Annotated in this window: 20 protein-coding genes; 15 read left to right on the top strand and 5 right to left on the bottom strand. The window is 72.1% G+C overall.

Annotation, left to right across the window (positions count from 1 at the left end; genetic code table 11):
• Window positions 1-75: 75 nt before the first annotated feature.
• From ACFQ11_RS21980 to ACFQ11_RS21955, 6 genes are all read left to right on the top strand, one after another.
• On the top strand, window positions 76-894 hold the full coding sequence (locus ACFQ11_RS21980) for a polysaccharide deacetylase family protein (RefSeq protein ID WP_378301525.1): 819 nt from the start codon (window positions 76-78) through the stop codon (window positions 892-894).
• A gap of 35 nt (window positions 895-929) precedes the next feature.
• Window positions 930-1,427 (top strand): DUF1707 and DUF4870 domain-containing protein, encoded by a 498-nt coding sequence (locus ACFQ11_RS21975; RefSeq protein ID WP_378301523.1) that lies wholly within the window; start codon window positions 930-932, stop codon window positions 1,425-1,427.
• A gap of 171 nt (window positions 1,428-1,598) precedes the next feature.
• Window positions 1,599-2,966: an FAD-binding oxidoreductase gene (locus ACFQ11_RS21970; RefSeq protein WP_378301521.1), complete on the top strand. Its 1,368-nt coding sequence runs from the start codon at window positions 1,599-1,601 to the stop codon at window positions 2,964-2,966.
• Between the two features lie 103 nt (window positions 2,967-3,069).
• Window positions 3,070-4,335, top strand: coding sequence for a class I SAM-dependent methyltransferase (locus ACFQ11_RS21965; protein ID WP_378301518.1), 1,266 nt, complete (start codon window positions 3,070-3,072; stop codon window positions 4,333-4,335).
• Between the two features lie 121 nt (window positions 4,336-4,456).
• The gene (locus ACFQ11_RS21960; protein WP_378301516.1) at window positions 4,457-6,052 is read left to right on the top strand and encodes a RecQ family ATP-dependent DNA helicase; all 1,596 of its coding nucleotides are present in this window, start codon (window positions 4,457-4,459) and stop codon (window positions 6,050-6,052) included.
• Window positions 6,053-6,143: 91 nt separating this feature from the next.
• Window positions 6,144-7,151 carry an ATP-dependent DNA ligase gene (locus tag ACFQ11_RS21955; RefSeq protein ID WP_378301514.1) on the top strand — a complete coding sequence of 336 codons (1,008 nt, stop codon included), beginning with the start codon at window positions 6,144-6,146 and terminating at the stop codon, window positions 7,149-7,151.
• 7 nt (window positions 7,152-7,158) lie between these two features.
• Here ACFQ11_RS21955 and ACFQ11_RS21950 read toward each other — a convergent pair whose 3' ends face one another.
• Window positions 7,159-8,061 carry an alpha/beta fold hydrolase gene (locus ACFQ11_RS21950; RefSeq protein WP_378301512.1) on the bottom strand — a complete coding sequence of 301 codons (903 nt, stop codon included), beginning with the start codon at window positions 8,059-8,061 and terminating at the stop codon, window positions 7,159-7,161.
• Window positions 8,062-8,215: 154 nt separating this feature from the next.
• Here ACFQ11_RS21950 and ACFQ11_RS21945 point away from each other — a divergent pair, with 154 nt between their 5' ends.
• Window positions 8,216-9,484, top strand: coding sequence for a cytochrome P450 (locus ACFQ11_RS21945; protein WP_378301509.1), 1,269 nt, complete (start codon window positions 8,216-8,218; stop codon window positions 9,482-9,484).
• 49 nt (window positions 9,485-9,533) lie between these two features.
• On the opposite strand, the gene ACFQ11_RS21940 is transcribed toward ACFQ11_RS21945, so the two are convergent.
• Entirely contained in the window at window positions 9,534-11,078 is a 1,545-nt protein-coding gene (locus ACFQ11_RS21940) for a long-chain-fatty-acid--CoA ligase (protein WP_378301507.1), read from the bottom strand.
• A 296-nt stretch (window positions 11,079-11,374) separates the two neighbouring features.
• Between ACFQ11_RS21940 and ACFQ11_RS21935 the strand changes: the two genes are divergently transcribed.
• Window positions 11,375-11,989: a hypothetical protein gene (locus ACFQ11_RS21935; protein WP_378301505.1), complete on the top strand. Its 615-nt coding sequence runs from the start codon at window positions 11,375-11,377 to the stop codon at window positions 11,987-11,989.
• 214 nt (window positions 11,990-12,203) lie between these two features.
• Window positions 12,204-14,672 carry a leucine--tRNA ligase gene (gene leuS, locus ACFQ11_RS21930; protein WP_378301503.1) on the top strand — a complete coding sequence of 823 codons (2,469 nt, stop codon included), beginning with the start codon at window positions 12,204-12,206 and terminating at the stop codon, window positions 14,670-14,672.
• Between the two features lie 63 nt (window positions 14,673-14,735).
• On the opposite strand, the gene lexA is transcribed toward leuS, so the two are convergent.
• Window positions 14,736-15,419: a transcriptional repressor LexA gene (gene lexA / locus ACFQ11_RS21925; protein WP_378301553.1), complete on the bottom strand. Its 684-nt coding sequence runs from the start codon at window positions 15,417-15,419 to the stop codon at window positions 14,736-14,738.
• Between the two features lie 1,268 nt (window positions 15,420-16,687).
• Between lexA and nrdR the strand changes: the two genes are divergently transcribed.
• From nrdR to ACFQ11_RS21910, 3 genes are all read left to right on the top strand, one after another.
• Window positions 16,688-17,161 (top strand): transcriptional regulator NrdR, encoded by a 474-nt coding sequence (gene nrdR / locus ACFQ11_RS21920; RefSeq protein ID WP_378301500.1) that lies wholly within the window; start codon window positions 16,688-16,690, stop codon window positions 17,159-17,161.
• Window positions 17,162-17,278: 117 nt separating this feature from the next.
• A complete protein-coding gene (locus tag ACFQ11_RS21915) occupies window positions 17,279-20,095 on the top strand; it encodes a vitamin B12-dependent ribonucleotide reductase (RefSeq protein WP_378301498.1) in 2,817 nt (938 codons plus the stop codon).
• A 204-nt stretch (window positions 20,096-20,299) separates the two neighbouring features.
• Complete coding sequence (locus tag ACFQ11_RS21910; RefSeq protein ID WP_378301496.1) at window positions 20,300-21,208, top strand: MerR family transcriptional regulator; 909 nt, start codon at window positions 20,300-20,302, stop codon at window positions 21,206-21,208.
• Here the strand turns inward: ACFQ11_RS21910 and ACFQ11_RS21905 are convergent, their stop codons facing one another.
• Entirely contained in the window at window positions 21,209-21,994 is a 786-nt protein-coding gene (locus ACFQ11_RS21905) for a DoxX family protein (protein WP_378301494.1), read from the bottom strand.
• A 192-nt stretch (window positions 21,995-22,186) separates the two neighbouring features.
• Window positions 22,187-23,053 carry a serine hydrolase gene (locus tag ACFQ11_RS21900; protein ID WP_378301492.1) on the bottom strand — a complete coding sequence of 289 codons (867 nt, stop codon included), beginning with the start codon at window positions 23,051-23,053 and terminating at the stop codon, window positions 22,187-22,189.
• Window positions 23,054-23,197: 144 nt separating this feature from the next.
• On the opposite strand from ACFQ11_RS21900, the gene ACFQ11_RS21895 reads away from it, so the two are divergent.
• From ACFQ11_RS21895 to ACFQ11_RS21885, 3 genes are all read left to right on the top strand, one after another.
• Window positions 23,198-23,824, top strand: a complete 627-nt coding sequence (locus ACFQ11_RS21895; RefSeq protein WP_378301489.1) for a GntR family transcriptional regulator — start codon at window positions 23,198-23,200, stop codon at window positions 23,822-23,824.
• A 14-nt stretch (window positions 23,825-23,838) separates the two neighbouring features.
• Complete coding sequence (locus ACFQ11_RS21890; protein ID WP_378301487.1) at window positions 23,839-24,303, top strand: OsmC family protein; 465 nt, start codon at window positions 23,839-23,841, stop codon at window positions 24,301-24,303.
• A gap of 233 nt (window positions 24,304-24,536) precedes the next feature.
• Window positions 24,537-25,586 (top strand): lipoate--protein ligase family protein, encoded by a 1,050-nt coding sequence (locus ACFQ11_RS21885; protein WP_378301485.1) that lies wholly within the window; start codon window positions 24,537-24,539, stop codon window positions 25,584-25,586.

Here is a 25,586-nt window from a genome sequence, read left to right as displayed (position 1 = left end):
GACACGGCGGTCGCGTCCCGGACGGGCGCGGCTCCGCGATCTAGACTGGCGGGGCTCGAAGATCGGGGGGAGCGGATGGACGGGCCTGGCCTGGTCCGGCGCGGGGCCGCGGCCGTGCTCGCGGCCGCGCTGTGCGGGTGGCTCAGCACGCTGGCGCCGCCCGCCGGACGGGTGGAGCTCGTGGCCGTGCAGGCGGCGCGGGAGGAGCCGAAGCCGCAGCCGAAACGGGAGCCGCCGAAGCCGCCGCCGGCGCCGGACGTCGACTGCGCGCGGGAGAAGTGCGTGGCGTTGACGTTCGACGACGGGCCGGTGCCGGGGACGGCGGAGCTGCTCGACATGCTCGACGCCAGGGGCGTCCGGGCGACGTTCTTCCTGGTGGGGGAGAAGGCCGCGGAGCACCCGGAACTGGTCCGGCGCGAACACCTGGCGGGACACGAACTCGGGAACCACGGCTACACCCACGCGGACCTGGGGGCGGCCTCGCGGGAGCGGGTGCTGTCGGAGCTGCGGAGGACGCAGGACGTCATCCGGGACGTCACCGGGTTCACGCCCGTGCTGCTGCGGCCGCCGTACGGTTCGATGTCGAAGACGCTGACGCGGGAGGCGCGGCGGCTGGGGCTGTCGCAGGTGCTGTGGTCGGTGGACCCGCAGGACTGGAGCGAACGCGACACCGGGTCGGTCGAGGAGCGGGTCGTCGAGGGGACGCGGCCGGGCGCGGTCGTGCTGATGCACGACATCCACGGTTCGACGGTGGACGCGGTTCCGGAGATCATCGACCGGCTGCGGGACGACGGGTACGTGTTCGTGACGGTGTCGCAGCTTTTCGGCGGGCGGCTCGCCCCCGGGGAGGAGTACGTCGAACGGGAATCAGGGCCGCCTCAGGGACGTCCCTGATGGTTCGGCGGGCGGTTCGCGCGGATGATGGGGGCATGAGCACTCATGGCCACCTGCGGGTGTCGGACGCCGAACGGGAACCCGCCCTCGGGCGCCTGAAGGACGCGTTCGCCGAGGGGCGGATCGACCACGACGAGTTCGACATGCGCGCGCACCTGGTGCTGACGGCGAAGACGCGGGACGACCTCGCCGCGGCGACCGGGGACCTGGTGCCCGCGCCCGCGGGGCCGGTGGCGTCCCCGGCGGGCGGGGACCGGATGGCGGCGGCGGTGGCGCACGGGCTGGGCGCGTGGACGCTGTTCGTCGGGCCGCTGGTGGTGATGCTGACGCGGGGCCGCCGGTCGGAGTACGTGCGCCGGCAGGCCGCGGAGGCCGTGAACCTGCAGTTGACGCTCCTGCTGATCACGATCGTGACGTTCGGGGTCGGCGGCATGCTGTACGCCGTGGCGTGGATCGCGTCGATCGTCGGGGCGATCTACGCGCTGGCGGGGGAGCCGTTCCGGTACCCGTGGATCCTCCGGCCGTTGAAGTAGCGCTCGGGTTTGTGGGCGCGCCCCCACGGGGAAAGGTTGACCGACCGCCTCGTAGGGAGATGGATCAGCATGCCCATGCCTTTATTCCCCTCCCTGCCTGTGATGACTTTAACGTCCGGGTTATGTGGACCGTACATGGGATGATCGATTAACTATGTTCGGGAGGGGTACATGACGGAGCTTGGGATCAAAGATGATCATCAGCGGGCGGTAGAGGCGCTCAGGCGGTCCTACGCGGCGATCCCGGCGGGCACGCCGGTGCGGCTGGCGAAGAAGACCTCGAACCTGTTCAGGTGGCGCGACCCCTCGGCGGCCCCGGGCCTGGACGTGTCCGGGTTCGACAGGGTGCTGAGCGTGGACCCGGACGAGCGGACCGCGCAGGTCCAGGGCATGACGACCTACGAGGACCTGGTCGACGCGACGCTCCCGCACGGGCTGATGCCGACGGTAGTCCCGCAGCTGAAGACGATCACGCTGGGCGGCGCGGTGACCGGCCTGGGCATCGAGTCGACGTCGTTCCGCGACGGGCTCCCGCACGAGTCGGTGCTGGAGATGGAGATCCTCACCGGCGACGGCCAGATCGTCACGGCGACGCGCGACAACGAGCACGCGGACCTGTTCTACGGGTTCCCGAACTCCTACGGGACGCTCGGTTACTCGCTGCGGCTGAAGATCGAACTGCGGCCGGTGAGGCCGTACGTCCGGCTGCGGCACCTGCGTTTCGGCGACGCGGCGTCGCTCGCGAAGGCGATGGCGGACATCACCGAGTCGCGGACGTACGAGGGCGAGGCCGTCGACTTCATGGACGGCACGGTGTTCGGCCCGTCGGAGCAGTACATCACGCTGGGGTTCTTCACGGACGAGGCGCCGTACACGTCCGACTACACCGGTCAGGACATCTACTACCGGTCGATCCAGCGGCGTTCCGTCGACTTCCTGACGATCCGCGACTACATCTGGCGCTGGGACACCGACTGGTTCTGGTGCTCGGGCGCGTTCGGGGTGCAGAACCCGCTCGTGCGGCGGGTGTGGCCGGACAAGGCCAAGCGCTCGGACGTGTACCGGAAGCTGGTCGCGTACGACCGGCGGTACCACGTCATCGCCCGGATCGACCGGTGGCGGGGTCTGCGGCCGCGCGAGGACGTCATCCAGGACATCGAGGTTCCGGTGGAGCGGCTGCCGGAGTTCCTGGAGTTCTTCCACGAGAAGGTCGGGATGAGGCCGGTCTGGCTGTGCCCGCTGCGCGCGAAGGAGCAGTGGCCGCTGTACCCGCTGGAGCAGGACCGCACGTACGTGAACGTCGGGTTCTGGGGGACGGTGCGGATCCCGCCGGGGCAGATCCCCGAGTACCACAACCGGCTGATCGAGCGCGAGGTCGCCGCACTGGACGGGCACAAGTCGCTGTACTCGACGGCGTTCTACGGCCGGGACGAGTTCTGGCGCTACTACGACGGGGAGACCTACCGGCGGCTCAAGGGTTCCTACGACCCGGACGGGCGGCTGCTGGACCTCTACGACAAGTGCGTGCGCGGGCGCTGACCTGGCGCCCGCCGTTTTCGGGGGGCCCGGCGGCGAACGGCGGCCGCCCGCGTCGGCGGCCGGCGGCCTCGCCCGTCCGGGTGGAGAGACAGGAGGGAACAAGATGACGCTGGCCAAGGTCTTCGAGCAGCTCGCCGGGCCGCAGGCGCCAGTGGAGTTCACGGCGTACGACGGATCGCGGGCGGGGGCGCCCGGCGCCGACATCCGGGTCCACGTGCGTTCGCCGTACGCGGTGTCCTACCTGGTGCATTCGCCGGGGGCGCTCGGTCTCGCCCGCGCCTACGTGACCGGGATGATCGACGTCTCCGGGGACATGATCACGGCACTGTCCACGATGCAGGCGCTGTTCGGCGAGGTGACGCCGCGGCAGAAGGCGGGGATCCTCACCGAGGTGATGCGCGACCCGCTGCTGCGCGGCGCGGTGTCCCGCCGGCTGGACCCGCCGCCGCAGGAGGCGCCGTTCAGCCGGATCCCGTCGTGGCTGCGGCACTCCAAGCGGCGCGACGCGCGGGCGATCTCGCACCACTACGACGTGTCGAACACCTTCTACGAGTGGGTGCTGGGCCCGTCGATGGCGTACACGTGCGCGTGCTTCCCGAGGGAGGACGCGACGCTGGAGGAGGCGCAGTTCCACAAGTTCGACCTGGTGGCCAAGAAGATCGGGCTGAAGCCCGGGATGCGGCTGCTGGACGTGGGCTGCGGCTGGGGCGGCATGGTGATGCACGCCGCGCAGGAGTACGGCGTGAAGGCGCTGGGCGTGACGCTGTCGAAGCAGCAGGCGGAGTGGGCGCAGAAGGCGATCGCCGACCGCGGCCTCTCCGAGCTGGCGGAGGTGCGGCACCTGGACTACCGGGACGTGACCGAGACCGGCTTCGACGCGGTCAGCTCGATCGGGCTCACCGAGCACATCGGGAAGGCGAACCTGCCGGCGTACTTCTCGTTCCTGTACGGGAAGCTGAAGCCGGGCGGGCGGATGCTGAACCACACCATCACGCGCCCGGACAACCTGGCTCCGCCGCGCAAGGAGAACGGGTTCATCAACCGGTACGTGTTCCCGGACGGCGAGCTCGAAGGTCCGGGGTACATCCAGACGCAGATGAACGACGCCGGGTTCGAGATCCGGCACCAGGAGAACCTGCGGGAGCACTACGCCCGCACGCTCACCGGCTGGTGCCGCAACCTGGACGAGCACTGGGACGAGGCCGTCGCGGAGGTGGGCGAGGGCACGGCCCGCGTGTGGCGCGTCTACATGGCCGGGTGCGTGCTCGGCTTCAACCAGAACTGGATCCAGCTGCACCAGACGCTCGGCGTGAAGCTGGACGAGAAGGGGAACTCCTCCATGCCGCTGCGTCCCGACTGGGGCGTGTGACGGCGGCGACGCTCCCGCGGGATCGACGGGCCGACCGGGTGACCGGCCGGCTCGTCGCGTTCCCGGGGGACGCGGACGGGCGTGCGCGTGTACACGCCGTCTGCCGGGGGACGGGCGTGGCGTGGAGCGTCGCAGAGGGGTAGCGGAGGTCGCCGGGGATCTGCTGGGCGTCCGGGAGCTGCGTCCGGGCCAGCGGGAGGCGATGGAGGCGCTCGCCGGCGGGCGGGACGCGCTCGTCGTGATGCCGACGGGGTCGGGGAAGTCGGCGGTGTACGAGGTGGCGGGGGTGCTGCTGGGCGGCCCGGTCGTGGTGGTGTCGCCGCTCGTGTCGCTGCAGCGGGACCAGGCGCTGGGGCTGCGGGAGAACGGTCTGGAGACGCACGTCCTGAACGCGACGGCGGGACGGGCTCGGCGTGAGCGGGCGCACGCGGCGCTCGCCGCGGACCGTCCGGCGTTCGTGTTCATGGCGCCCGAGCAGCTGCTGCGCGACGACGTGCGGGCGCGCCTGGGGGAGTCGCCGCCGCGGCTGCTGGTCGTGGACGAGGCGCACTGCATCTCCGCGTGGGGCCACGATTTCCGCCCGGACTACCTGCGGCTCGGCGCGGTCGTCGCGGCGCTGCGGGACCGTCCGGTGGTGGCGGCGCTGACGGCGACGGCCGCGCCGCCGGTCCGCGCGGAGATCGTCGAGCGGCTCGGGATGCGCGATCCGGCGGAGATCGTCAAGGGGTTCGACCGGCCGGAGATCCGGCTGTCGGTGCGCCGCTTCGGGGACGCGGACGATCGGGCCGACGCCGTCGTGCGGACCGCGGAGGAGCTGGACGGCCCGGGCATCGTCTACGCGGCGACGCGCAAGGACACGACCCGGTACGCGGAGCGGCTGCGGAGCGCGCGCGCCTACCACGCGGGGCTGCGCAAGAAGGAGCGGGACGCGGTCCAAGCGGAGTTCATGGACGGACGTACGCGCATCGTCGTCGCGACGAGCGCGTTCGGCATGGGGATCGACAAACCCGACATCAGGTTCGTGCTGCACTCGCACGTCACCGGGTCGCCGGACGAGTACTACCAGGAGATCGGCCGCGCGGGGCGCGACGGCGACCCGGCCGAGGCCGTCTGCTTCTACCGTTCCGAAGACCTCGGCCTGCCGCGTTTCTTCACCGGCGGCCTCCCGGACGAGGACACGGTCGCCGCCGTCTACGAGGCGGTGACCGAGGGGCCCGTGACGCGCCGGGAGCTCGCGGCGCGCACCGGCGTGTCCGCGCGCAGGCTGGCGGTGCTGCTGGACCTGCTCGCCGAGGCCGGGGCCGTGCGCCTGCTGCGGCGCGTCCGTCCCGTCCCCGATCCGCCGTCCCGGGACGCGGCGGTCGGGGCGGCGGTGCGCCTCGCGGGGAACCGGCGGGACGTGGAGCGGACCCGCATCGAGATGATGCGGCGCTACTGCGAGCTGACCGACTGCCGCCGCCGTTTCCTGCTGCGCTACTTCGGCGAGGCCTACGACCGGCCGTGCGGGCGGTGCGACAACTGCGAAGCGGGCCGCGCCGAAGCGCGCGCGGACAACCGCACGTTCCCGACCGGCACGCGTGTGGAGCACCGCGAGTGGGGGCCGGGGCAGGTGGTCGAGGGCGAGGGGGACCGCGTCACCGTCCTGTTCGACGACGTCGGCTACCGGGAGCTGCTCGTGGAGTCGGTCCTGGACAACGATCTGCTCAAGCGCGTCTAAACCCGGTCAACATTCCCCCTCCCCGATATCTCCGCAGGTCGAACGGGGTAGGCGGGGAGCAGGGTCGTCGAGCTCGGGGGGACGCGTGGTCATGCACATCCGCTCCCCGGTGAAGCCGATGCTGGCGGCGACGGTCGACCGGGTGCCGGAGCCGCAGGCGTGCCCGGGCGGGTGCCGGTACGAGCCGAAGTTCGACGGGTTCCGCGCGATCGCGATCGTGGACGAGGCGGGCGCGGTCCTGCTGGCGTCCCGCCGCCGCACGCGGTTCAACGAGGCGTTCCCCGAGGTGGTGGCGGCCGTGGCGGAGCTGGTGCCGCCCGCGACCGTGCTGGACGGCGAGATCGTCCGGTGGGGCCCGGGCGGGCGGCTCGATTTCGGGGCGCTGCAGCGGCGCCACGTCGCCGGGCGCCGCCGCCCGGATCTGGCCCGCGCCGAACCGTGCCACTACGTGGCGTTCGACGTCCTGGAGACCGGCGGCGCGGACCTGCGGCCGCGCCCGCTGCGGGAGCGCCGCGCGGTCCTGGAGGGGCTGCTCGGCGACGTTCCGCCCGCCGCGCGGGTGGTGGCGGCGCCGCAGACGGCGGACGTCGCGGAGGCGCGCCTGTGGTTCGAGGCGCTCGCCGAGCAGGGCATCGAGGGGCTGGTCGTGAAGGACGCCGACGGCGCGTACCTGGAGGGGCGGCGCCGCTGGCAGAAGGTGAAGCGGCGGACGACGGCGGAGGGGATCGTCGGCGGGGTCACCGGCACCCGGCAGGCGCCGGAGTCGCTGATCCTGGGCCGGTTCGACGCGGACGGGCGGCTGCGGGTGGTCGCGCGGACGACGCCGCTGCCGCCCGCCGCGCGCACCGAGCTGGCGGCGGTGCTGAACCCGGGGTCGCCCGACCATCCGTGGCCGGCCGAGCTGCCGTCGGGGTTCGCGGGCGGCCTGTACGGTTCGCACCCGCCGATCCGGTACGTCCGCACCGAGCCGGAGACGGTGGTCGAGTTCAGCGCGGACGCGGCCGTGGAGAACGGGCGCTGGCGGCACGCCGTCCGGTACGTCCGGATGCGGGCGGAGCTGGATCCGTCGGACGTGCCGCCGTTCGGCAACCCGTACTGACCGTCCCTCAGGCGGCGAGCCAGTCGAGGATCAGCCGGTTGACCTCGGCGGGCCGGTCCCGCTGCAGGAAGTGCCCGGCGCCCTGGACGAGCCGCGCCCGCGACCCCGGCGGCAGCGCGGCGACGATCGGCTCGAGGTCGCCGCCCGGTGCGACGACGTCCGCGCCCATGCAGCCGTCCTCCTCGCCGTGCAGGTAGAGGACGGGACGGACGCCGCGCGCGTCCGCCGCCTCCTGTGCGGCGGCGTAGCGTTCGACGTGCCGTCCGGGGTCGAGCATCGCGCGGTAGTAGCCGAGCGCGGCGGTGATGTTCGCGGGCGTGGCGAGGCACTCCATGACGCGGTCGACCTCCGGGGCGGGGTCGGGCGCGTCCGGCGGCGACCAGTCGCGCCACAGCCCGTCGACGAACTCGCGGTTCAGGACCGTCTCGGCGAGCGCCGTCTGGAAGACGAACACGTAGAACGACCGCTTGAGCTGCCCGTAGGCGAAGAACGAGCCGACCAGCACCTCGATGGGCGGGACGGCCATCGCGACGGCCCGGCGCCACCGGTCCGGGGCCATGCTCGCCGCCCCGTAGGTCGCGGCCGCGCCCCAGTCGTGGCCGATGATCACCGCGTCCGGGCCGCCGCCGAGGGCCTCGTGCAGCGCGACGGCGTCGGCGGCCAGCGCGCCCGTCTGGTAGGCGCCGTCCGCGGGGACGGACGTGGGCGCGTAGCCGCGCATGAACGGGGCCACGGCGCGGTATCCGGCGGCGGCCAGCTCGGGCAGGAGGGGACGCCACGTGTGCGGCGTGTCGGGGAAGCCGTGCAGGCACAGCGCCAGCGGCCCGTCCGGCGGTCCGGCCTCCAGGTAGCCGAACGTCAGCCCGTTCGCGTCGATCGTCCCGGCGGAGATGTCGGTGAAGTCGCCCATGTGCTCGCCTCCTCGTGGCGCCGCCACCCTTTCATCGCGGCGGTGGCGACGGTGTGACCTGGGTCACCTCTGGGTGAACGGACTCCCGTGCCGCACTTTACTTTGAGAGCCTACGTGTAAACCGAATCCCGTTCGGAACGATGAGGTGGCGAGAGTGCTCAAGGCCGAGGACATCAACCTGACGGACTGGGACTTCTGGCGGCGTCCCCACGACCACCGCCACGAGGCGTTCGGGGTGCTGCGAAGGCACCCCCGCCTCATCCGCTACGACGAGCCCGAGGTCGTCATCGTCGAGCAGGGGCCCGGCTACTACGCGCTGACCCGACACGCCGACGTCGTCGAGGCGTCCCGCCGCCCCCAGGACTTCTGCTCGGGACGCGGCACGATCAGCATCCCCGACATGCCCGGCGACCTGCACGAGTACTTCGGCTCCATGATCAACATGGACGACCCGCGGCACGCCAAGATCCGCCGCATCGTCTCCCGCGCGTTCTCCCCGCGGATGATCCAGCGGTTCGAGGACAAGGTCGAGGCGGTCGCCGCCGAGCTGGTGGACGGCATCGCCGCCGGCCACGGGACGGGCGACTTCGTGCAGGACGTCGCCGCCCGCCTCCCCTTGAAGATTATCTGCGACATGATGGGGATCGGCGAGGAGCACTACGGCGCCGTCCTGGACGCCACCAACGTCATCCTCGCCGGCAACGACGCGGAGTTCCTCCCCACCGGCAGCGCCGAGGAGATGGCGATGGCGCTGCTCGGCGCCGGCGAGACCCTCAAGGGCCTCGTCGAGGAACTCGGGCGCCGCCGCCGCGCCGAGCCCACCGACGACCTGACGTCCGCACTGGTGAACGCCGAGGTGGGTTCGGGCGGCGGAACCGAGCAGGGCGGGGAGTCGCTGACCGACCAGGAGCTCGGCTCGTTCTTCATCCTGCTCGTCGTCGCGGGCAACGAGACGACCCGCAACGCGATCGCGCACGGCCTCGACCTGTTCACCCGGCACCCCGAGCAGCGGGCCCTGCTCACCGCGGACTTCGACGGCCGCGTCGCGGGCGCCGTCGAGGAGATCGTCCGCTACGTGTCCCCGGTGATCTGGATGCGCCGCACCGCGACCCGCGACACGACGCTGAACGAGCACGAGATCAAGGAGGGCGACAAGCTCGTCCTGTACTACTGGTCCGCCAACCGGGACGAGTCGGTCTTCACCGACCCGGAGAAGTTCGACATCCTCCGCGACCCCAACCCGCACGTCGGGTTCGGCGGCCCCGGCCCGCACTTCTGCCTGGGCGCCCACCTCGCCCGCCGCGAGATCACCGTGATGTTCCGCGAGCTGCTGCGCCGCGTCCCCGAGATCCGGGCCGGGGAGCCCGAGCGGCTCGAGTCGAACTTCATCAACGGCATCAAGCGCCTGCCGTACACCTTCTGAGCGCGCGAACGGGCCCCGGCCGGCCGCCGGGGCCCGTTCGCGGACGGGGTCAGCGCAGCTCGCGCTTGAGGATCTTGCCCGTCGCGGTCATCGGCAGCTCGTCACGGAACTCGACGATGCGCGGGTACTTGTAGTTCGCGAACTGCTCCTTGCCCCACGCGACCAGCTCGTCCTCGGTGATCGTGGCGTCCGGCGTGCGGATCACGTACGCCTTGATCTCCTCGCCGTGGCTGTCGTGCGGGACGCCCACCACGGCGGCCAGCGACACCTGCGGGTGGGTCATCAGGACCTCTTCGAGCTCCCGCGGGTACACGTTGTAACCGCCGCGGATGATCATGTCCTTGGAGCGGTCGATGATGTAGTAGTAGCCCTCCTCGTCGCGGCGGGCCACGTCCCCGGTGCGGAACCAGCCGTCGCGGATCGCGGCCTCGGTCGCCTCGGGCCGCTTGTAGTAGCCCTTCATGATGTTGTGGCCGCGGATCGCGATCTCGCCGGGGCCCTCGCCCTCGACGTCCTTCCAGTCGTCGTCGATCAGCTTCATCTCGACGCCCCACACCGGCAGCCCGATCGAGCCGGGCTTGGTCGGGCGGTCCGGCCGGTTGAACGACGCGACCGGCGACGTCTCCGACAGCCCGTAGCCCTCCAGGACGTCCGCGCCGAACTTCTCCTTGATCCCCTTGAGGACCTCCATCGGCAGCGCCGCGCCGCCCGACACCGCGACCCGCAGGTTCTCCCGGATCGTCGCGACGTCCTCCGGGGAGGTGTCGTCGGTCAGCAGCCCCCAGTACATCGTCGGGACGCCCGCGAAGATGTTCACCTTCTCGCGGACCATCAGCGCGACGGCCTCCTTGGCGTCGAACCGCGGCTGCATCACCAGCGTCCCGCGCCGGTAGAACCCGACGTTCATGACGCACGTCTGGCCGAAGATGTGGAACAGCGGCAGCGTCACCAGCGACACGTCGTGCAGCGTCTTCGCGAACAGCGTGTCGTCCACCATCGCGTTCATCAGCAGGTTGCCGTGCGACAGCTCGGCGCCCTTCGGCTGCCCGGTCGTCCCGCTCGTGTAGATGATCACCGCGGTGTCGGTGGCCTCGCTCAGGTGCGGCTCGAACGTGCCGGGCTGCCCGCCCAGCGCCGCCCAGAACAGCTCCGCCCCCTCGATCGGCGACTCGGCCGCCGCGGGGTTCGCCGGGAGCAGGAACAGGTGCTCGCACCCGTCGGCCTGGTCGAACCCGGCCTTGCCCATCTCGCCGAGCGGCAGCTCGGGCGTCCCCTCGAAGCAGAAGAACGCCTTCGCGTCGGAGTCGTCCAGGTGGTAGGCGATCTCGCGCGGCTTGAGCAGGACGTTCAGCGGCACGACGACCGCGCCCGCCTTGAGCGCCCCGAAGTAGACCATCGGGAAGTACGGCAGGTTCGGGCTGGACAGCGCCACCTTGTCGCCCGGTCCGATGCCGCGCGACCGCAGAAGGTTCGCGACCTGGTTCGCGACCGAGTCGATGAAGGAGTACGACAGCCGCAGGTCGCCGAACACGACGGCGTCGCGGTCCGGCGTCTCGCGGGCGGCGTCCTCCAGCAGCACGGACAGGTTGAGCATGGCACTCCTCGCGCGGAACGGGTGACCGGCCGGTTGTTACCGGCGAGTCTACGAATCGTTCCGCTCATCCTGCTGTATCCGCCCGGGTCCGCGCCATGGTGCGACGCCCTTTTTGACGTGCCGTTTTGCGCCAACCGCCCGGTTGCGGGGACGGGCGTGACGGGGAGGTCACGGAGGGTCCGGGCATGCCGCTCGCGTCCGGGCCCGGCTCCGATCGTCCGCGCGCCGGTGCGCCGCCGCCCGTCCGCCCGCCCGGCCCGGTTACGATGACCGTTCCGGGAAAAGGGGGCATTGTCGTGATCATTTTCGGCTGGCGCGTGGTGTTCTTCACCTTGGGCAAGGGCGTCTTCCACTGCCCGCAGTGCGGGGGCGACCGCGAGTACCGCCGCCGGCAGGGACGCAACTTCTTCACCCTGTTCTTCATCCCGGTGCTGCCCCTGAACAAGACCGGCGGCGAGATCGTCGAGTGCGGCACCTGCCGCGGCCGCTGGGCGCCCGGCGTCCTCGAGGTCCCGACGACCGCGCAGCTCGCCCACATGCCCGCGATGCTCCTGCGGATGGCGATCGCCCAGGTCCTGCGCTCCGGCGACTACACCCACGCCCCGGCCCGCTCCCGCGCCGTCGCGGTCGTCCGCCAGGCCGGCGAGACCGGCTACGACGAGAGCGCGCTGAACGCCGACCTCGGCCGCCCGTTCGACGAGGTCCGCCGCGAGATGAGCCGCGCCTCGTCCGCGCTGGCCCCCGAGGCGCGCGAGAGCATCCTGCGCGCCGCCGCCGAGATCGCCCTCATGGACGGCCCGCTCAGCGTCTCCGAGCAGGACACCCTCGGCGCCGTCGGCGCCGACCTCGAACTGACCCGCGTGCAGATCACCGGCGTCGTCTCCCTCGCCCGCCAAGCCTCCGGGCACTGACCGCCCCGCTCCCGGGCGGGAGCCCGCGCAGTCCCCGGGCGGCGGGGGTTGCGGTTGCGCTAGGCTTGTTGTATGCATGCCAGGCTGCTCCTCGAACGGCCACGCTGACGAGAGAAGTCGGCGTGGCGGCCCCTCCTGCGGAGGGGCCGTTTCATTTCGGCGGACGGCCTGGCCCCTTTCCGGGGACTCGCTAGGGACGGAAGAGAGAGAAAGCGTGAGCAGCGACGAGCAGTACGACCCGCGGGCGGTTCAGGACAGGTGGCAGGCCCGATGGGCGGAGCTCGACCCGTTCAAGGCCGCCGAAGGCGACGATGACCGCGAGCGGCGCTACGCGCTGGACATGTTCCCCTACCCCAGCGGTGACCTGCACATGGGCCACGCGGAGGCGTTCGCGATCGGCGACGTTCCCGCCCGCTACTGGATCCAGCGCGGCTACAACGTCCTGCACCCCATCGGCTGGGACTCCTTCGGCCTGCCCGCCGAGAACGCCGCGATCAAGCGCGACTCGCACCCGGCCGAGTGGACGTACGCCAACATCGACACCCAGGCGGCCTCGTTCCAGCGGTACGCGCCGTCGTTCGACTGGTCGCGGCGGCTGCACACCTCCGACCCCGAGTACTACAAGTGGACGCAGTGGCTGTTCCTGCGCTTCTACGAGCGGGGCCTGGCCTACCGCAAGGGCGGTCACGTCAACTGGTGCCCCAAGGACCAGACCGTCCTGGCGAACGAGCAGGTCGTCGGCGGGCACTGCGAGCGCTGCGGCACCCTGGTCGAAAAGCGCGTGCTGACCCAGTGGTACTTCAAGATCACCGAGTACGCGGACCGGCTGCTGGACGACATGGAGCAGCTGGAGGGCAAGTGGCCCGAGCGGGTCCTGCTGATGCAGCGCAACTGGATCGGCCGCTCCACCGGCGCCGACGTCGACTTCGTCATCGAGGGCCGCGACGAGCCCGTCACCGTCTACACCACGCGGCCCGACACCCTGTACGGCGCCACGTTCATGGTCGTCGCCGCCGACGCCCCGCTGGCCGAGGAGATCTGCGCGCCCGACCAGCGCACCGAGTTCGAGGCGTACCGGGAGGAGGTCTCCCGGGAGAGCGAGATCGAGCGGCTGTCCACCGAGCGGGAGAAGACCGGCGTCTTCCTGGGCCGCTACGCGATCAACCCGGTGAACGGCGAGCGGCTGCCGATCTGGGCGTCCGACTACGTGCTGGCCGAGTACGGGCACGGCGCGATCATGGCGGTGCCCGCGCACGACCAGCGCGACCTGGACTTCGCGCTGAAGTTCGGGCTGCCGGTCCGCGTCGTCGTCGACACCGGCGAGGCCGACCCAGCCGCGACGGGCGTCGCCGCCCCCGGCGAGGGACGGCTGGTCAACTCCGGCCCGATCGACGGGCTGGCCAAGGCGGACGGCATCGCCCGCATCATCGAGATCATGCAGGAGCGCGGCACCGGCCGGGCGTCGGTGAACTTCCGGCTGCGCGACTGGCTGGTGTCCCGGCAGCGGTTCTGGGGCTGCCCCATCCCGATCGTGCACTGCGACGGGTGCGGCGAGGTCCCGGTGCCGGACGACCGGCTGCCGGTGCGGCTGCCCGACGGCCTGCGCGGCGCCGACCTGGCGCCCAAGGGCACGTCGCCGCTGGCCGCCGCGGCCGACTGGGTGAACACCGAGTGCCCCAAGTGCGGCGGCGCCGCGAAGCGCGACACCGACACGATGGACACGTTCGTCGACTCGTCCTGGTACTACTTCCGGTACTGCTCGCCGGGATACGAGGGCGGCCCGTTCGACGTCGAGCAGGTCCGCAAGTGGATGCCGGTCGACCAGTACACCGGCGGCGTCGAGCACGCCATCCTGCACCTGCTGTACAGCCGGTTCTTCACCAAGGTCCTGTACGACATGGGCATGGTCGACTTCACCGAGCCGTTCACGCGGCTGCTGAACCAGGGCCAGGTGATCAACCAGGGCAAGGCGATGTCGAAGTCGCTGGGCAACGGCGTCGACCTGGGCGAGCAGATCCGCGAGTTCGGGGTGGACGTCGTCCGGCTGGCGATCCTGTTCTCCGGGCCGCCCGAGGACGACATCGACTGGGCCGACGTGTCCCCGCACGGCATGTCGAAGTTCCTGTCCCGGGTGCACCGCATCGCGAGCGAGGTCGGGGCCGGCCCCGCCGCGGACCCCGCGTCCGGCGACATCGCGCTGCGCCGCGTCACCGCCCGCACCGTCGACGAGGTCACGACGCTGGTCGAGTCGCAGCGGTTCAACGTCGCGATCGCGCGGATCATGGAGCTGGTCACCGCGGCCCGCAAGGCGATCGACTCCGGGCCCGGCGCCGCCGACCCGGCGGTCCGCGAGGCCGCCGAGACGATCGCCGTGCTGCTGTCGCTGTTCGCGCCCTACACCGCCGAGGAGGCGTGGTCGCTGCTGGGCCGCACCGCCCCGGTGATCCGCGCGGGCTGGCCGTCCGCCGACCCGGCCCTGCTGGTCGAGGAGTCGGTCACCTGCGTCGTCCAGGTCGCCGGCAAGGTCCGCGACCGGCTGGAGGTGGCCCCGGGCATCGCGGGCGACGAGCTGGAGAAGCTGGCGCTGGCGTCGCCGAAGGTGCGGGACGCCCTGGGCGGCGCGGAGGTCGCGAAGGTGATCGTCCGTGCGCCGAAGATCGTGAACATCGTGCCGAAGCGCTGACACGCGAAACGGCCGCCGGGGACGCCCCGGCGGCCGTTCGTCCGTCCGTTCACATCTCGCGGTTCACATCTTGCGGAGGACCGCCACGACCCGGCCGAGGACGGACGCCTCGTCGCCGGGGATCGGCTCGTAGGCGGGGTTCTGCGGCATCAGCCAGATGTGCCCGTCCCGCCGCTTGAACGTCTTCACCGTCGCCTCGCCGTCGATCATGGCGGCGACGATGTCGCCCTGCTCGGCGACGGGCTGCTGGCGGACGACGACCCAGTCGCCGTCGGCGATCGCCGCGTCGATCATCGAGTCGCCGGTGACCTTGAGCAGGAAGTGCGTGCCCTCGCCGACGAGCTGCTTGGGCAGCGTGAAGACGTCCTCGACGGCCTCCTCGGCGAGGATCGGGCCACCGGCGGCGATGCGGCCGACGAGCGGCACGTACGCGGGCGCCTGGGCGGACGCCGTCCCGTCCGGGGCCTCGGGCTCGGTGCGCACCGGCGTCGCGCCCGGCACCCGCACCTCGACCGCGCGCGGCCGGTTGGGGTCGCGCCGCAGGAACCCCTTGCGCTGCAGGGTCCGGAGCTGGTGCGACACGCTCGACGTGCTGGTCAGCCCGACCGCCTCGCCGATCTCGCGCATGGACGGGGGATAACCGCGGCGCTGCACGGAATCGCGGATCACCTCGAGCACCATGCGCTGCCGCTGCGTCAGCCCCGACTCGTCCATCGGCCCGTCGGGCAGCTCCCGGACCTTGCTCATCGCTCGCCTCCCGGGCGCCTCGATCTCAACACTCCTGGTCATGCACGTTATCGCGCTTGGGCGCCCCGATCAAACAATTGTTCGAAGTGCCCGGGTGTTTTCTGAGGACGTCCACAGAACATCGTACAGGCGTTCGATCGGGTTTTCTCGCGCCGGGGTCCGAGATGGCCGCTTCACCCGATACGCACCGCACGGTTTGCCCGCCCGAACCCAATGTGCAAGAGGACGTTCCCGGGGGGCGTCTTGGGTGCGTTCTCGAATCGCCCCGCCCGTCCCGGTTACGGCGAACCGGGAGCGATGAAGGTCCGCCCGCGACCGCGATGCGACCCGCAAAAGAACGTCCGGGAGCCGGGCGGGATATCGGCTATGCCGGACGCGCGGACGGCGGCCCGAGTCGGCGGCCGACCGGCAATCGGCGGAGCGGCGAATCGGCGTGCGCCCGACCCGGAGTCGCAGCGTACGGCTGTGCGCGAGTCGCCGCCGAGTGCTGCGGCCGAGCCAAAGGCAAGGGGCGCTGGAGCGGCGCCGGCGACAGGCTGAAGCGGTTTCGGGCCGCGTCGGCGGGACCCGGATTGGCGGTGCCCGCCGGCATAGGGCCGGATTGCATCCGGCGCCCGAGTGGCGGGGTTCGACGGCGATTCCCATTGCGGCGGACGTCCACGGACACGGCCGGCCAAAGCGAGCGCGCCGGGACCGGGCATCGAGGCGTGCCGGATTGGCGAGCGGCCCGGCACGGCCCGCGGGCGGGGCCGATCGAAGCCCCGGTCCGCCGCCCCGAACCCGGCCGGAGCTCCGGCCGGGTTCGGAGTGCGGGGCGGATGCCGCCGGGGTCGATCGCCGCCAGGGTCGATCGCCGCCAGGGTCGTTCGGGGCCGCGGGCCGCGGACGGCCGGGCGGGACTCCGGCCGTGGCGCGCCCGGCCGGCGGACGTGCCGGACGGCGTGCGGACGGGCGCCGCGAGGAGGCCGGGGAGGCGGACGATCCCGGGCCGCCGGCCGGGCAGACGGCCGTCGCGCCGGCGGTCGCGTCGGCCGTCGGGCGCGACACGCCGGAAGCCGGATCCGATGTGGCCGGGCACGGCCGCGCGCCACCAGCGCGTCCGTGGCGGATGTGACTCGGGAGGCAGTCGATCAGGTTGCGTTGGCGTCTGCGGCCCCGTACGGTTGACCACAACATCTAGTAGTTACATCGATGGGATTAACCACAACTTGTGATTGTGGCACTGTTCTCGCGATGATGCTCCAATCGGTTCCGGGGGAGGGGGACACGTGCACTGCCCGTTCTGCCGCAACCCCGAGACCAAAGTGATCGACAGCCGTTCCACCGACGACGGGGGCGCCATTAGGCGGCGCCGCTCGTGCGCCGAATGCGGTCGGCGATTCACCACGCAGGAGAATGTCCTCGTGATGGTCGCCAAGCGAAGCGGCGTCACCGAGCCGTTCTCCCGCGACAAGATCATCGCTGGGGTGCGCAGGGCCTGCCAGGGCCGCCCGGTCGACGAGGACGCGCTCGCGAAGCTCGGCCAGCGGGTCGAGGAGGACATCCGGTCGTCGGGATCCGCGGAGATCCCCTCGCACGAGATCGGCCTCGCGATCCTGGGTCCGCTCGGTGAACTCGACGAGGTCGCGTATCTGCGGTTCGCCTCCGTGTACCGGAGCTTCGAATCGCTCGACGACTTCGCCCGGGAGATCGAGACACTGCGGAATGCCGGTTCCTCGGGGGAGCCCGGCCCGTCCCGATAGGGACGGCGGAAACACAAAGCATCGAACGTGAAGCGCCACCGCGCCGGGCATGGCCCGCGCGGCGGCGGAGTTGTTCCTGGACAGGGCCCGGCGGGAGGGCCCGAGAGGGGGAAGGTCATGACGGAGACGGTGAGCGGCTCGACGGCGCGGCGCGGCAAGGGGGCGCGCAAGGGCCTGAAAGTCGAGCGGATCTTCACCAAGCCCGGCGTGCATCCGTACGACGAGCTGACCTGGGAGCGCCGTGACGTCGTCATGACCAACTGGCGGGACGGCTCGGTGAACTTCGAGCAGCGCGGCGTCGAGTTCCCCGACTTCTGGTCGCTGAACGCGGTCAACATCGTCACGTCCAAGTACTTCCGCGGCGCCGTGGGGACCCCGGTCCGCGAGTGGAGCCTCAAGCAGCTCGTCGACCGCGTCGTGCGCATGTACACGAAGACGGGCCTGGAGAACGGCTACTTCGCGTCGGACGAGGACGCCGAGATCTTCGACCACGAGCTGAAGTACGCGCTCGTGCACCAGATGTTCAGCTTCAACTCGCCGGTCTGGTTCAACGTCGGCACGAAGTCGCCGCAGCAGGTCTCGGCGTGCTTCATCCTGTCGGTGGACGACACGATGGAGTCGATCCTCGACTGGTACAAGGAAGAGGGCGTCATCTTCAAGGGCGGCTCCGGCGCCGGCCTGAACCTGTCGCGCATCCGGTCCAGCCGCGAGCTGCTGTCGTCCGGCGGCACCGCCAGCGGCCCGGTCTCGTTCATGCGCGGCGCCGACGCGTCCGCCGGGACGATCAAGTCCGGCGGGGCCACGCGGCGTGCGGCGAAGATGGTCGTGCTGGACGTCGACCACCCCGACATCGAGGAGTTCATCGAGACCAAGGCGCGCGAGGAGGACAAGATCCGCGCGCTGCGGGACGCCGGGTTCGACATGGACCTCGGCGGCAAGGACATCGGCAGCGTCCAGTACCAGAACGCCAACAACTCGGTTCGCGTGTCGGACGAGTTCATGCACGCCGTCGAGTCGGACGGCGAGTTCGGGCTGCGCGCCCGGATGACCGGCGAGGTCGTCGAGACGGTCAAGGCGAAGGACCTGTTCCGGCAGATGGCGAAGGCCGCGTGGGAGTGCGCCGACCCGGGCATCCAGTACGACGACACGATCAACGACTGGCACACCAACCCCGAGACGGGCCGCATCACCGCGTCGAACCCCTGCTCGGAGTACATGTCGCTGGACAACTCGTCCTGCAACCTGGCGAGCATCAACCTGCTGAAGTTCCTCGGCGAGGACGGCACGTTCGACATCGCGCGGTTCGTGAAGCTCACCGAGCTGGTCATCACCGCGATGGACATCTCGATCACGTTCGCCGACTTCCCCACCGAGAAGATCGCCGAGACGACCCGCGACTACCGGCAGCTCGGCATCGGCTACGCCAACCTCGGCGCGCTGCTGATGGCGACCGGGCACGCCTACGACTCCGAGGGCGGCCGGTCCCTCGCCGCCGCGATCACCTCGCTGATGACGGGCGTCGCCTACCGCCGCTCGGCCGAGATCGCCGGCGTCGTCGGCCCGTACGCCGGGTACGCGCGCAACGCCGAGGGCCACAAGCGGGTGATGCGCAAGCACGCCGCCGCCAACGACGGCGTCCGCACCCTCCACGAGATGGACAAGTCGATTCTCGCGGCCGCCGGGAAGCAGTGGCAGGAGTGCCTGAAGCTCGGCGAGAAGCACGGCTACCGCAACGCGCAGGCGTCGCTGCTGGCCCCGACCGGCACCATCGGCCTGATGATGGACTGCGACACGACCGGCATCGAGCCGGACCTCGCGCTGATGAAGTTCAAGAAGCTCGTCGGCGGCGGCTCCATGCAGATCGTCAACCACACGGTGCCGCGCGCCCTGGAGCAGCTCGGCTACCAGCAGGAGCGGATCGAGGCGATCGTCGAGTACATCGCCGAGCACGGCCACGTCGTGGACGCCCCGGGCCTGCGGCCCGAGCACTACGAGGTGTTCGACTGCGCGATGGGCGAGCGCGCGATCAGCCCGATGGGGCACGTGCGGATGATGGCGGCCGTCCAGCCGTTCCTGTCCGGCGCGATCTCCAAGACCGTCAACATGCCGGAGCAGGCCACCATCGAGGACATCGAGAAGGTGTACTTCGAGGGCTGGCGGCTCGGCCTGAAGGCCCTGGCGATCTACCGCGACAACTGCAAGGTCGGGCAGCCGCTGTCGGCCGCCGGGAAGAAGGAGAAGGCGGAGGCCGTCGAGGCGCCCGCCGAGGTGCGCCCGGTCCGCAAGCGGCTGCCGAAGCAGCGGCCCGCGACCGTCACCCGCTTCTCCGTCGCCGGCGCCGAGGGCTACATGACCGCCTCGTCCTACCCGGACGACGGCCTCGGCGAGGTGTTCCTCAAGCTCGGCAAGCAGGGCTCGACCCTCGCCGGCGTGATGGACGCCTTCTCCATGGCGATCTCCATCAGCCTCCAGTACGGGGTGCCGCTGGAGACGTGGGTGGAGAAGTTCACGAACATGCGGTTCGAGCCGGCGGGCATGACCGACGACCCGGACATCCGCATGGCGACGTCGGTGATGGACTACATCTTCCGCCGCCTGGCGCTCGACCACCTCCCCTACGAGGAGCGCGCGGGCCTCGGCATCTTCACCGCCGAGGAGCGCGCCATGCAGGCCAACGGCGAGGACCCGGCGTCCCTCCACGAGGACGATGTGCGGCACGACGACCTCGCCCAGTCCGCGGCGATCACGCGGCCCGCGGCCCCGCAGGCGGCCCCCGCGGCGGCGAACGGCGCGCACTCGTCCGTCGACGCCATCGAGAGCCGCCAGGGCCGTACCCAGGACGCGCCGCTGTGCCTGACCTGCGGCACGAAGATGCGGCCCGCCGGAAGCTGCTACGTCTGCGAGGGCTGCGGCTCCACCAGCGGCTGCAGCTGACGCGGCGCCCGCCCTGACGGCCGCGGCCGGCAGGGCCGGTGAAGGGGGACCCGGAGATGCTCCGGGTCCCCCTCGGCGCGTTCCGGCCGGTCCCGCCCGCACCGCACCATGTCGCGCACCGTGTCGCGCACCATGTCGCGCGGTGCGGGCGCTTCTCGCCGGCGGGCTTGAGTTTCCAGCGGGTGGAAGGTGCACAGTCGTCTCATGAGCACGAGCGCGGAGCTGTTCACGATCGGGCGGCTCGCCGAGCGGTGCGGGCTGTCCACTCGGACGGTCCGGTTCTGGTCCGACGCCGGGCTGATCCCGGTGGCGGGCCGTTCGGCGGGCGGGTACCGCCTGTACGACGCGGCGGCGGTGGCGCGTCTGGATCTCGTCCGGACGCTCCGCGAGCTGGGCCTCGGCCTGGACACGGTCGAGGCGGTCCTGACGGACGCCGCCACGGTCGCCGAGGTCGCGGCGGCGCACGTCGCCGCGCTCGACGCGGAGATCCGCGTGCTGCGGACCCGCCGCGCGGTGCTCGCCACGGTCGCGAAACGCGCGACCACGACGGAGGAGACGCTGCTGATGCACAAGCTGGCCCAGATGTCCGCCCGGGAGCGGCAGGAGATCATCGACGAGTTCGTCCGGGGGGTCACGGACGGGCTCGATCCGGACTCGCCCGCGTTCGGCATCGCGGAGAACATGCGGCGGCTGCCCGAGCTGCCGGACGACCCCGCGCCCGCGCAGGTGGACGCGTGGATCGAGCTCGGCGAGCTGGTCGCGGACGAGGACTTCCGGCGGCGCGTCCGCGGCATGGCGGTCGCGGGGCGCCCCGCTGCGGAGCCGCGGTACGCCGTCGACCCCGGCGCGGTCGCCGAGCACGCCGGGCGGGCCCTGGCGGACGGGATCGCGCCCGAGTCGCCGGAGGGCCGTGCCGTCCTCGAGCGGATCACCGGCCCGGACGTCCCGGCCGCGGAGCGCGCGGGGATCGCCGACGCGATGGCAAAGTTCACGGACGCGCGCGTGGAGCGCTACTGGCACCTGCTGGCGATCATCGACGGGCGGGAGCCCGGCCCGCCCGCGGTGCCGGCCTTCGAGTGGGTCATCGCGGCGCTGCGGGCGCACTCGGGCTGATCAGGACGGCGCGCCGTCCGTGTCGTCGGCCGGGGGCGTGCCGGGCCGGGTCTCGCCGGCGCGGCGGCGGTTCGCGGCCTTGCGGCGGCCCGCGACGGGCTTGTCGTCCTCGTCCCCGGCGGGCGGGGCCGGGGGCGCTGGGGCCGGTGCGGGGGCGGACCGGCGGGACGGCGCCTTCTTCGCGGGGGGAGGCTCGGCGGGCTCCGCGGCGGCGGGCTTCGTGGAGACGGGCTTCGTGGAGATGGGCTTCGTGGAGATGGGCTTCGTGTCGGCGGGTTTCGGCTCCGCCCGGCGGAGCGATTCCACGAAGCTCTCCGCGTCCTCCTCCTCGTCGGCGTCCCGCGGTCCGTCCGGGCGTGCCGAGCGCCGCCGGACGATCCAGGCGTCGAGCGTCAGCCGCCCGCCGGCGCCCGCGGCGAACAGCAGCGCGGCCATGCCGAGCGCGACGACGAGCTCGTAGCCGTTCTGCGCGCGGCCGCCGTCCACCATGAACAGGCCCCGGTCGGCGTGCACGAACAGGAACGCGCCGACCATGTCGGCGAACAGCAGGGCGCCGGTGACCGGCAGGGCCAGCCCGGCGATCAGCGCGGCGCCGCCGAGCAGCTCGACGAACGCCGCGTACACGGCCGCGGCGGTCGGGAGGGGGACTCCGAGGGCGTCGAAGGACTCGCCCGTCGCGGTGACGCCGGCCTCGATCTTCTGCCAGCCGTGCGCCATGAAGACGACGCCCACGCCGGCCCGCGCGAGGAGCGCCGCGACGTCGTACACCAGTGACCGAGAGCGCATGCCGTCGACTCCTTCAGCACGGGGGTGGGCCCGGGTCGTCGGAGAGTATGACGGCATCCGGACGAATCGCGCGAATGTCGCAGGTGGTCCCGGCGGCGGGCGGCCCGGATCCCGTGAAGGCCCGGGAGAAATCGCTTTTTTTGCACCCTTGTCGGCCCCCTGGTGCTCGATCAGCGTCCAACGCCGGGCCGTTCACCCGGCGGGGCGTCCGTTCGCGAGGGCCTGGACGAGCCGGGTCGAGGCCGTCCGCGCGATGTGTTCGACGGTCTCGATCCCGGTTCGCATGTCCGGCCGGCGTTCGGAGAGGACGGCGATCAGCAGGACGCGGCCCGCCGCGCGGACGATGCCGATGCTGTTGATCGTCCAGAGGCCGCCGTGGGCGTCGCGGGGCAGCCAGCCGTTCTTGAGGGCGGGCATGTCGCCCGCCGCGCCGACGCCCCATGCCTGCGCCGGGGTCACGCCGGCCAGGAGGTCGCGGACGTGGCGGCGGTTCCGCGGGGACAGGGGGCCGTCCGGGGAGACGAGGGCCGCCAGGAGTTCGACCTGGTCGGCGGCGCTGGTCGTCGTGGAGCCCCAGGACCCGCCTTGCCCCGGGACCGTGTCGCGCAGGCCGAACTCCTCGTTCGCGGCGGCGAGGCCCTCGGCGCCGCCGATGGCGCGCCAGAGGGCGGTGGCGGCGTCGTTGTCGCTGACCGTGATCGCGCGCTCCGCGAGGGCCTTCTCGGCGGGCGTCGGCGGGCGGCCGTCGCGCCGGGCCCGCAGGAGCAGCGCCATGACGATGTTCACCTTGACGATGCTGGCCGTCGCGGTGCGCAGCTCGTCCCCGTACGTGTAGGAGATCCCGGTGGTGACGTCGCGCACCGCGAGCGATCCCGAGCCGGGGCGTTCCCGCAGGTAGGCGTCCAGGTCGCGGGTGAGTTCGGCGCGCTCGGCGGCGGTGAACGCGGGGGCCGGCCGGGGCGCGGGGGACGGGCGCGGGGCGATGGCGGGCACGGCGGCGGGCGGCGGGAGCGGGGCGCCCGCGGCGAGGACGGCCAGGACTGCGGTGCACGCGATCACGAGCGCGACGCTAGGCCATCGGCGCCTCATGCGCGGTTCGGCGGGGCGATCTCGTCGGGCATGGCCGGGAGTGTGGCGAGATCGTCGTTTCGCGGCTGTTTCCCCTCTTGCATGCAATGTATGTTTTGCATGCAAAGGAGGCGCATGCAGGCCGAAACGGTGTACCGGAGGTTGCGCGAGCTGATCGTCGCGGGCGACTACCCGCCCGGCGAGCGGCTGACCGAGGCGTCGGTGAGCGCGGCGCTGGCGGCGGGACGGACGCCGATCCGCGAGGCGCTGCGCAGGCTGGAGAGCGACGGCCTGGTGCGCGGCGTCGGCCGTGGCGTCGTGGTCCGCGGGTTCGGGACGGACGAACTGGGCCACGCGTACGAGGTCCGTGCGGCGCTCGAAACGCTCACCGCGCGGCTCGCCGCGGACCGCTGGTCGGCCGGGCTGATCGCTCCCGCCGCCCTCGCCGCCCTGCAGGACGACGCCGAGCTGCTGGAACGCGTGACGGCCGACCGCGACCTCGACCGGGCGATCGAGCTCAACCGCCGGTTCCACCGGGGCGTCGCCGAACTGGCCGGGAACCCGGTCGCGCTGGAGACCCTCGACCGGCTGTGGGACCGGATCGTCGTGTCGACCCGCGCGACGCTCGTCCCGCCGGAACGTCCGGACGCCGTCGCGGCCGAGCACCGGCGGCTGCTGCGGGCGATCGCGGACGGCGACCGGGACGCGGCGGGACGCATCGCGGGCGACCACGTCCGCGCCACCGGCACCGCACTGGAGTGAAGAAGGAGACGGGCATGCCGAAGACCCATCGCTACGAGGTGTCGGTCGTCTGGACGGGCAACACCGGGAGCGGCACGAGTTCGTACCGCGCATTCGAGCGGGCCCACGAGATCCGGGCGGCGGGCAAGCCGCCGATCGCGGGCAGCTCCGACCCGGCGTTCCGCGGCGACCCGGCCCGCTGGAACCCGGAGGAGCTGCTGGTGGCGTCCCTGTCGGAGTGCCACATGCTGTGGTTCCTGCACCTGTGCGCCACCGCGGGCATCGTCGTCACCGCCTATGCCGACGACCCGCTGGGCACCATGGTGGAGACGGTGGACGGCGGCGGCCGGTTCGAGGAGGTCGTGCTGCGCCCCCGGGTGACGCTGGACGACCCCGCGCGGACGGACGAGGCGGCGGCCCTTCACGAACGCGCCCACGAACTCTGCTTCATCGCGAACTCGGTGAACTTTCCGGTCCGCCACGAACCCGCGGACGCCTGAGGGCCCGGGCTCGTGACCCGAGCCTCCCCCGTCCGGGGGGTGGGAGGCCCGCACAGCGGAGGCTGCGCGTCCCGGCTTCACCGCGTCGGGCTCGCTGTCCGCGTGGAGCGCGTGGAAGCTGCCGCTCGTCTTCCTTCGTCCCGGCGACTACGCGCCCGCCGAGCATCCGGCGCTCGTGAAGGCGGTGGGAGCGGCGGAATCGCGGGTGTCGCGGCGGGGTTCATGTTGATGTGATGCACGGTGAGTACAAGGTTCCCGGCGGCAAGCTGGTGGTCGCCGACGTCGATGTCGTGGACGGGCTGCTGCGGGGCCCGCGGATCAGCGGGGACTTCTTCCTCGAGCCGGACGAGGCGCTCGACGCGATCAACGCGGCGCTGGACGGTCTCCCGGCGGGGCTGGAGGCGCGCGAGATCGGCGCCCGGGTGCAGGCGCGGCTCCCGGCGGGCACGGTGCTGCTCGGGCTGACCGCGGAGGCCGTCGGCATCGCGGTGCGCCGCGCGGTGGCGCGCGCGTCGGACTGGCGCGACCACGAGTGGCGGCTGATCCACGAGGGGCCGCAGGAACCGGCCGTCCACATGGCCCTGGACCAGGTGCTGGCCGAGGAGGTCGCCGCGGGCCGGCGGCCGCCGACGCTGCGGGTGTGGGAGTGGGCGTCCCCGGCGGTGATCATCGGGAGTTTCCAGTCGCTGCGCAACGAGGTGGACGCCGCGGAGGCGGCGCGCGCCGGGGTGGGCGTCGTCCGGCGGATCAGCGGCGGCGGGGCGATGTTCGTCGAGCCGGGGAACACGATCACGTACTCGCTGTACGCGCCGCAGTCGCTGGTCGCGGGCATGTCGTTCGCGGAGAGCTACGCGTTCCTGGACGACTGGGTGCTGGGCGCCCTCGGCGAGCTGGGCGTCGAGGCGTGGTACCGGCCGCTGAACGACATCGCGTCCGACCAGGGGAAGATCGCGGGGGCGGCGCAGAAGCGGCTGGCGGCCGGCGCGGTGCTGCACCACGTGACGATGGCCTACGACATCGACGCGGCGAAGATGACGCGGGTGCTGCGGATCGGCCGGGAGAAGATCTCCGACAAGGGGATCGCGAGCGCGAACAAGCGCGTGGACCCGCTGCGGCGGCAGACCGGCATGGCCCGCGAGGAGATCATCGAGCGGATGATCGGGCACTTCCGCGCCCGCTACGGACTCCTCCCGGACCGTCCCACCGAGGACGAGCTGCGGCTGGCCGACAAGTACGTCGCCGACAAGTTCACCACGCCCGAATGGACGGCCAGGGTCCCCTGA

Source organism: Actinomadura sediminis (assembly GCF_042675525.1).
In the GTDB taxonomy this organism is placed as follows: domain Bacteria; phylum Actinomycetota; class Actinomycetes; order Streptosporangiales; family Streptosporangiaceae; genus Spirillospora; species Spirillospora sediminis.
The sequence above is the reverse complement of the archived record's forward strand: the minus strand, read 5'-3'. Positions and strand labels throughout refer to the sequence as shown.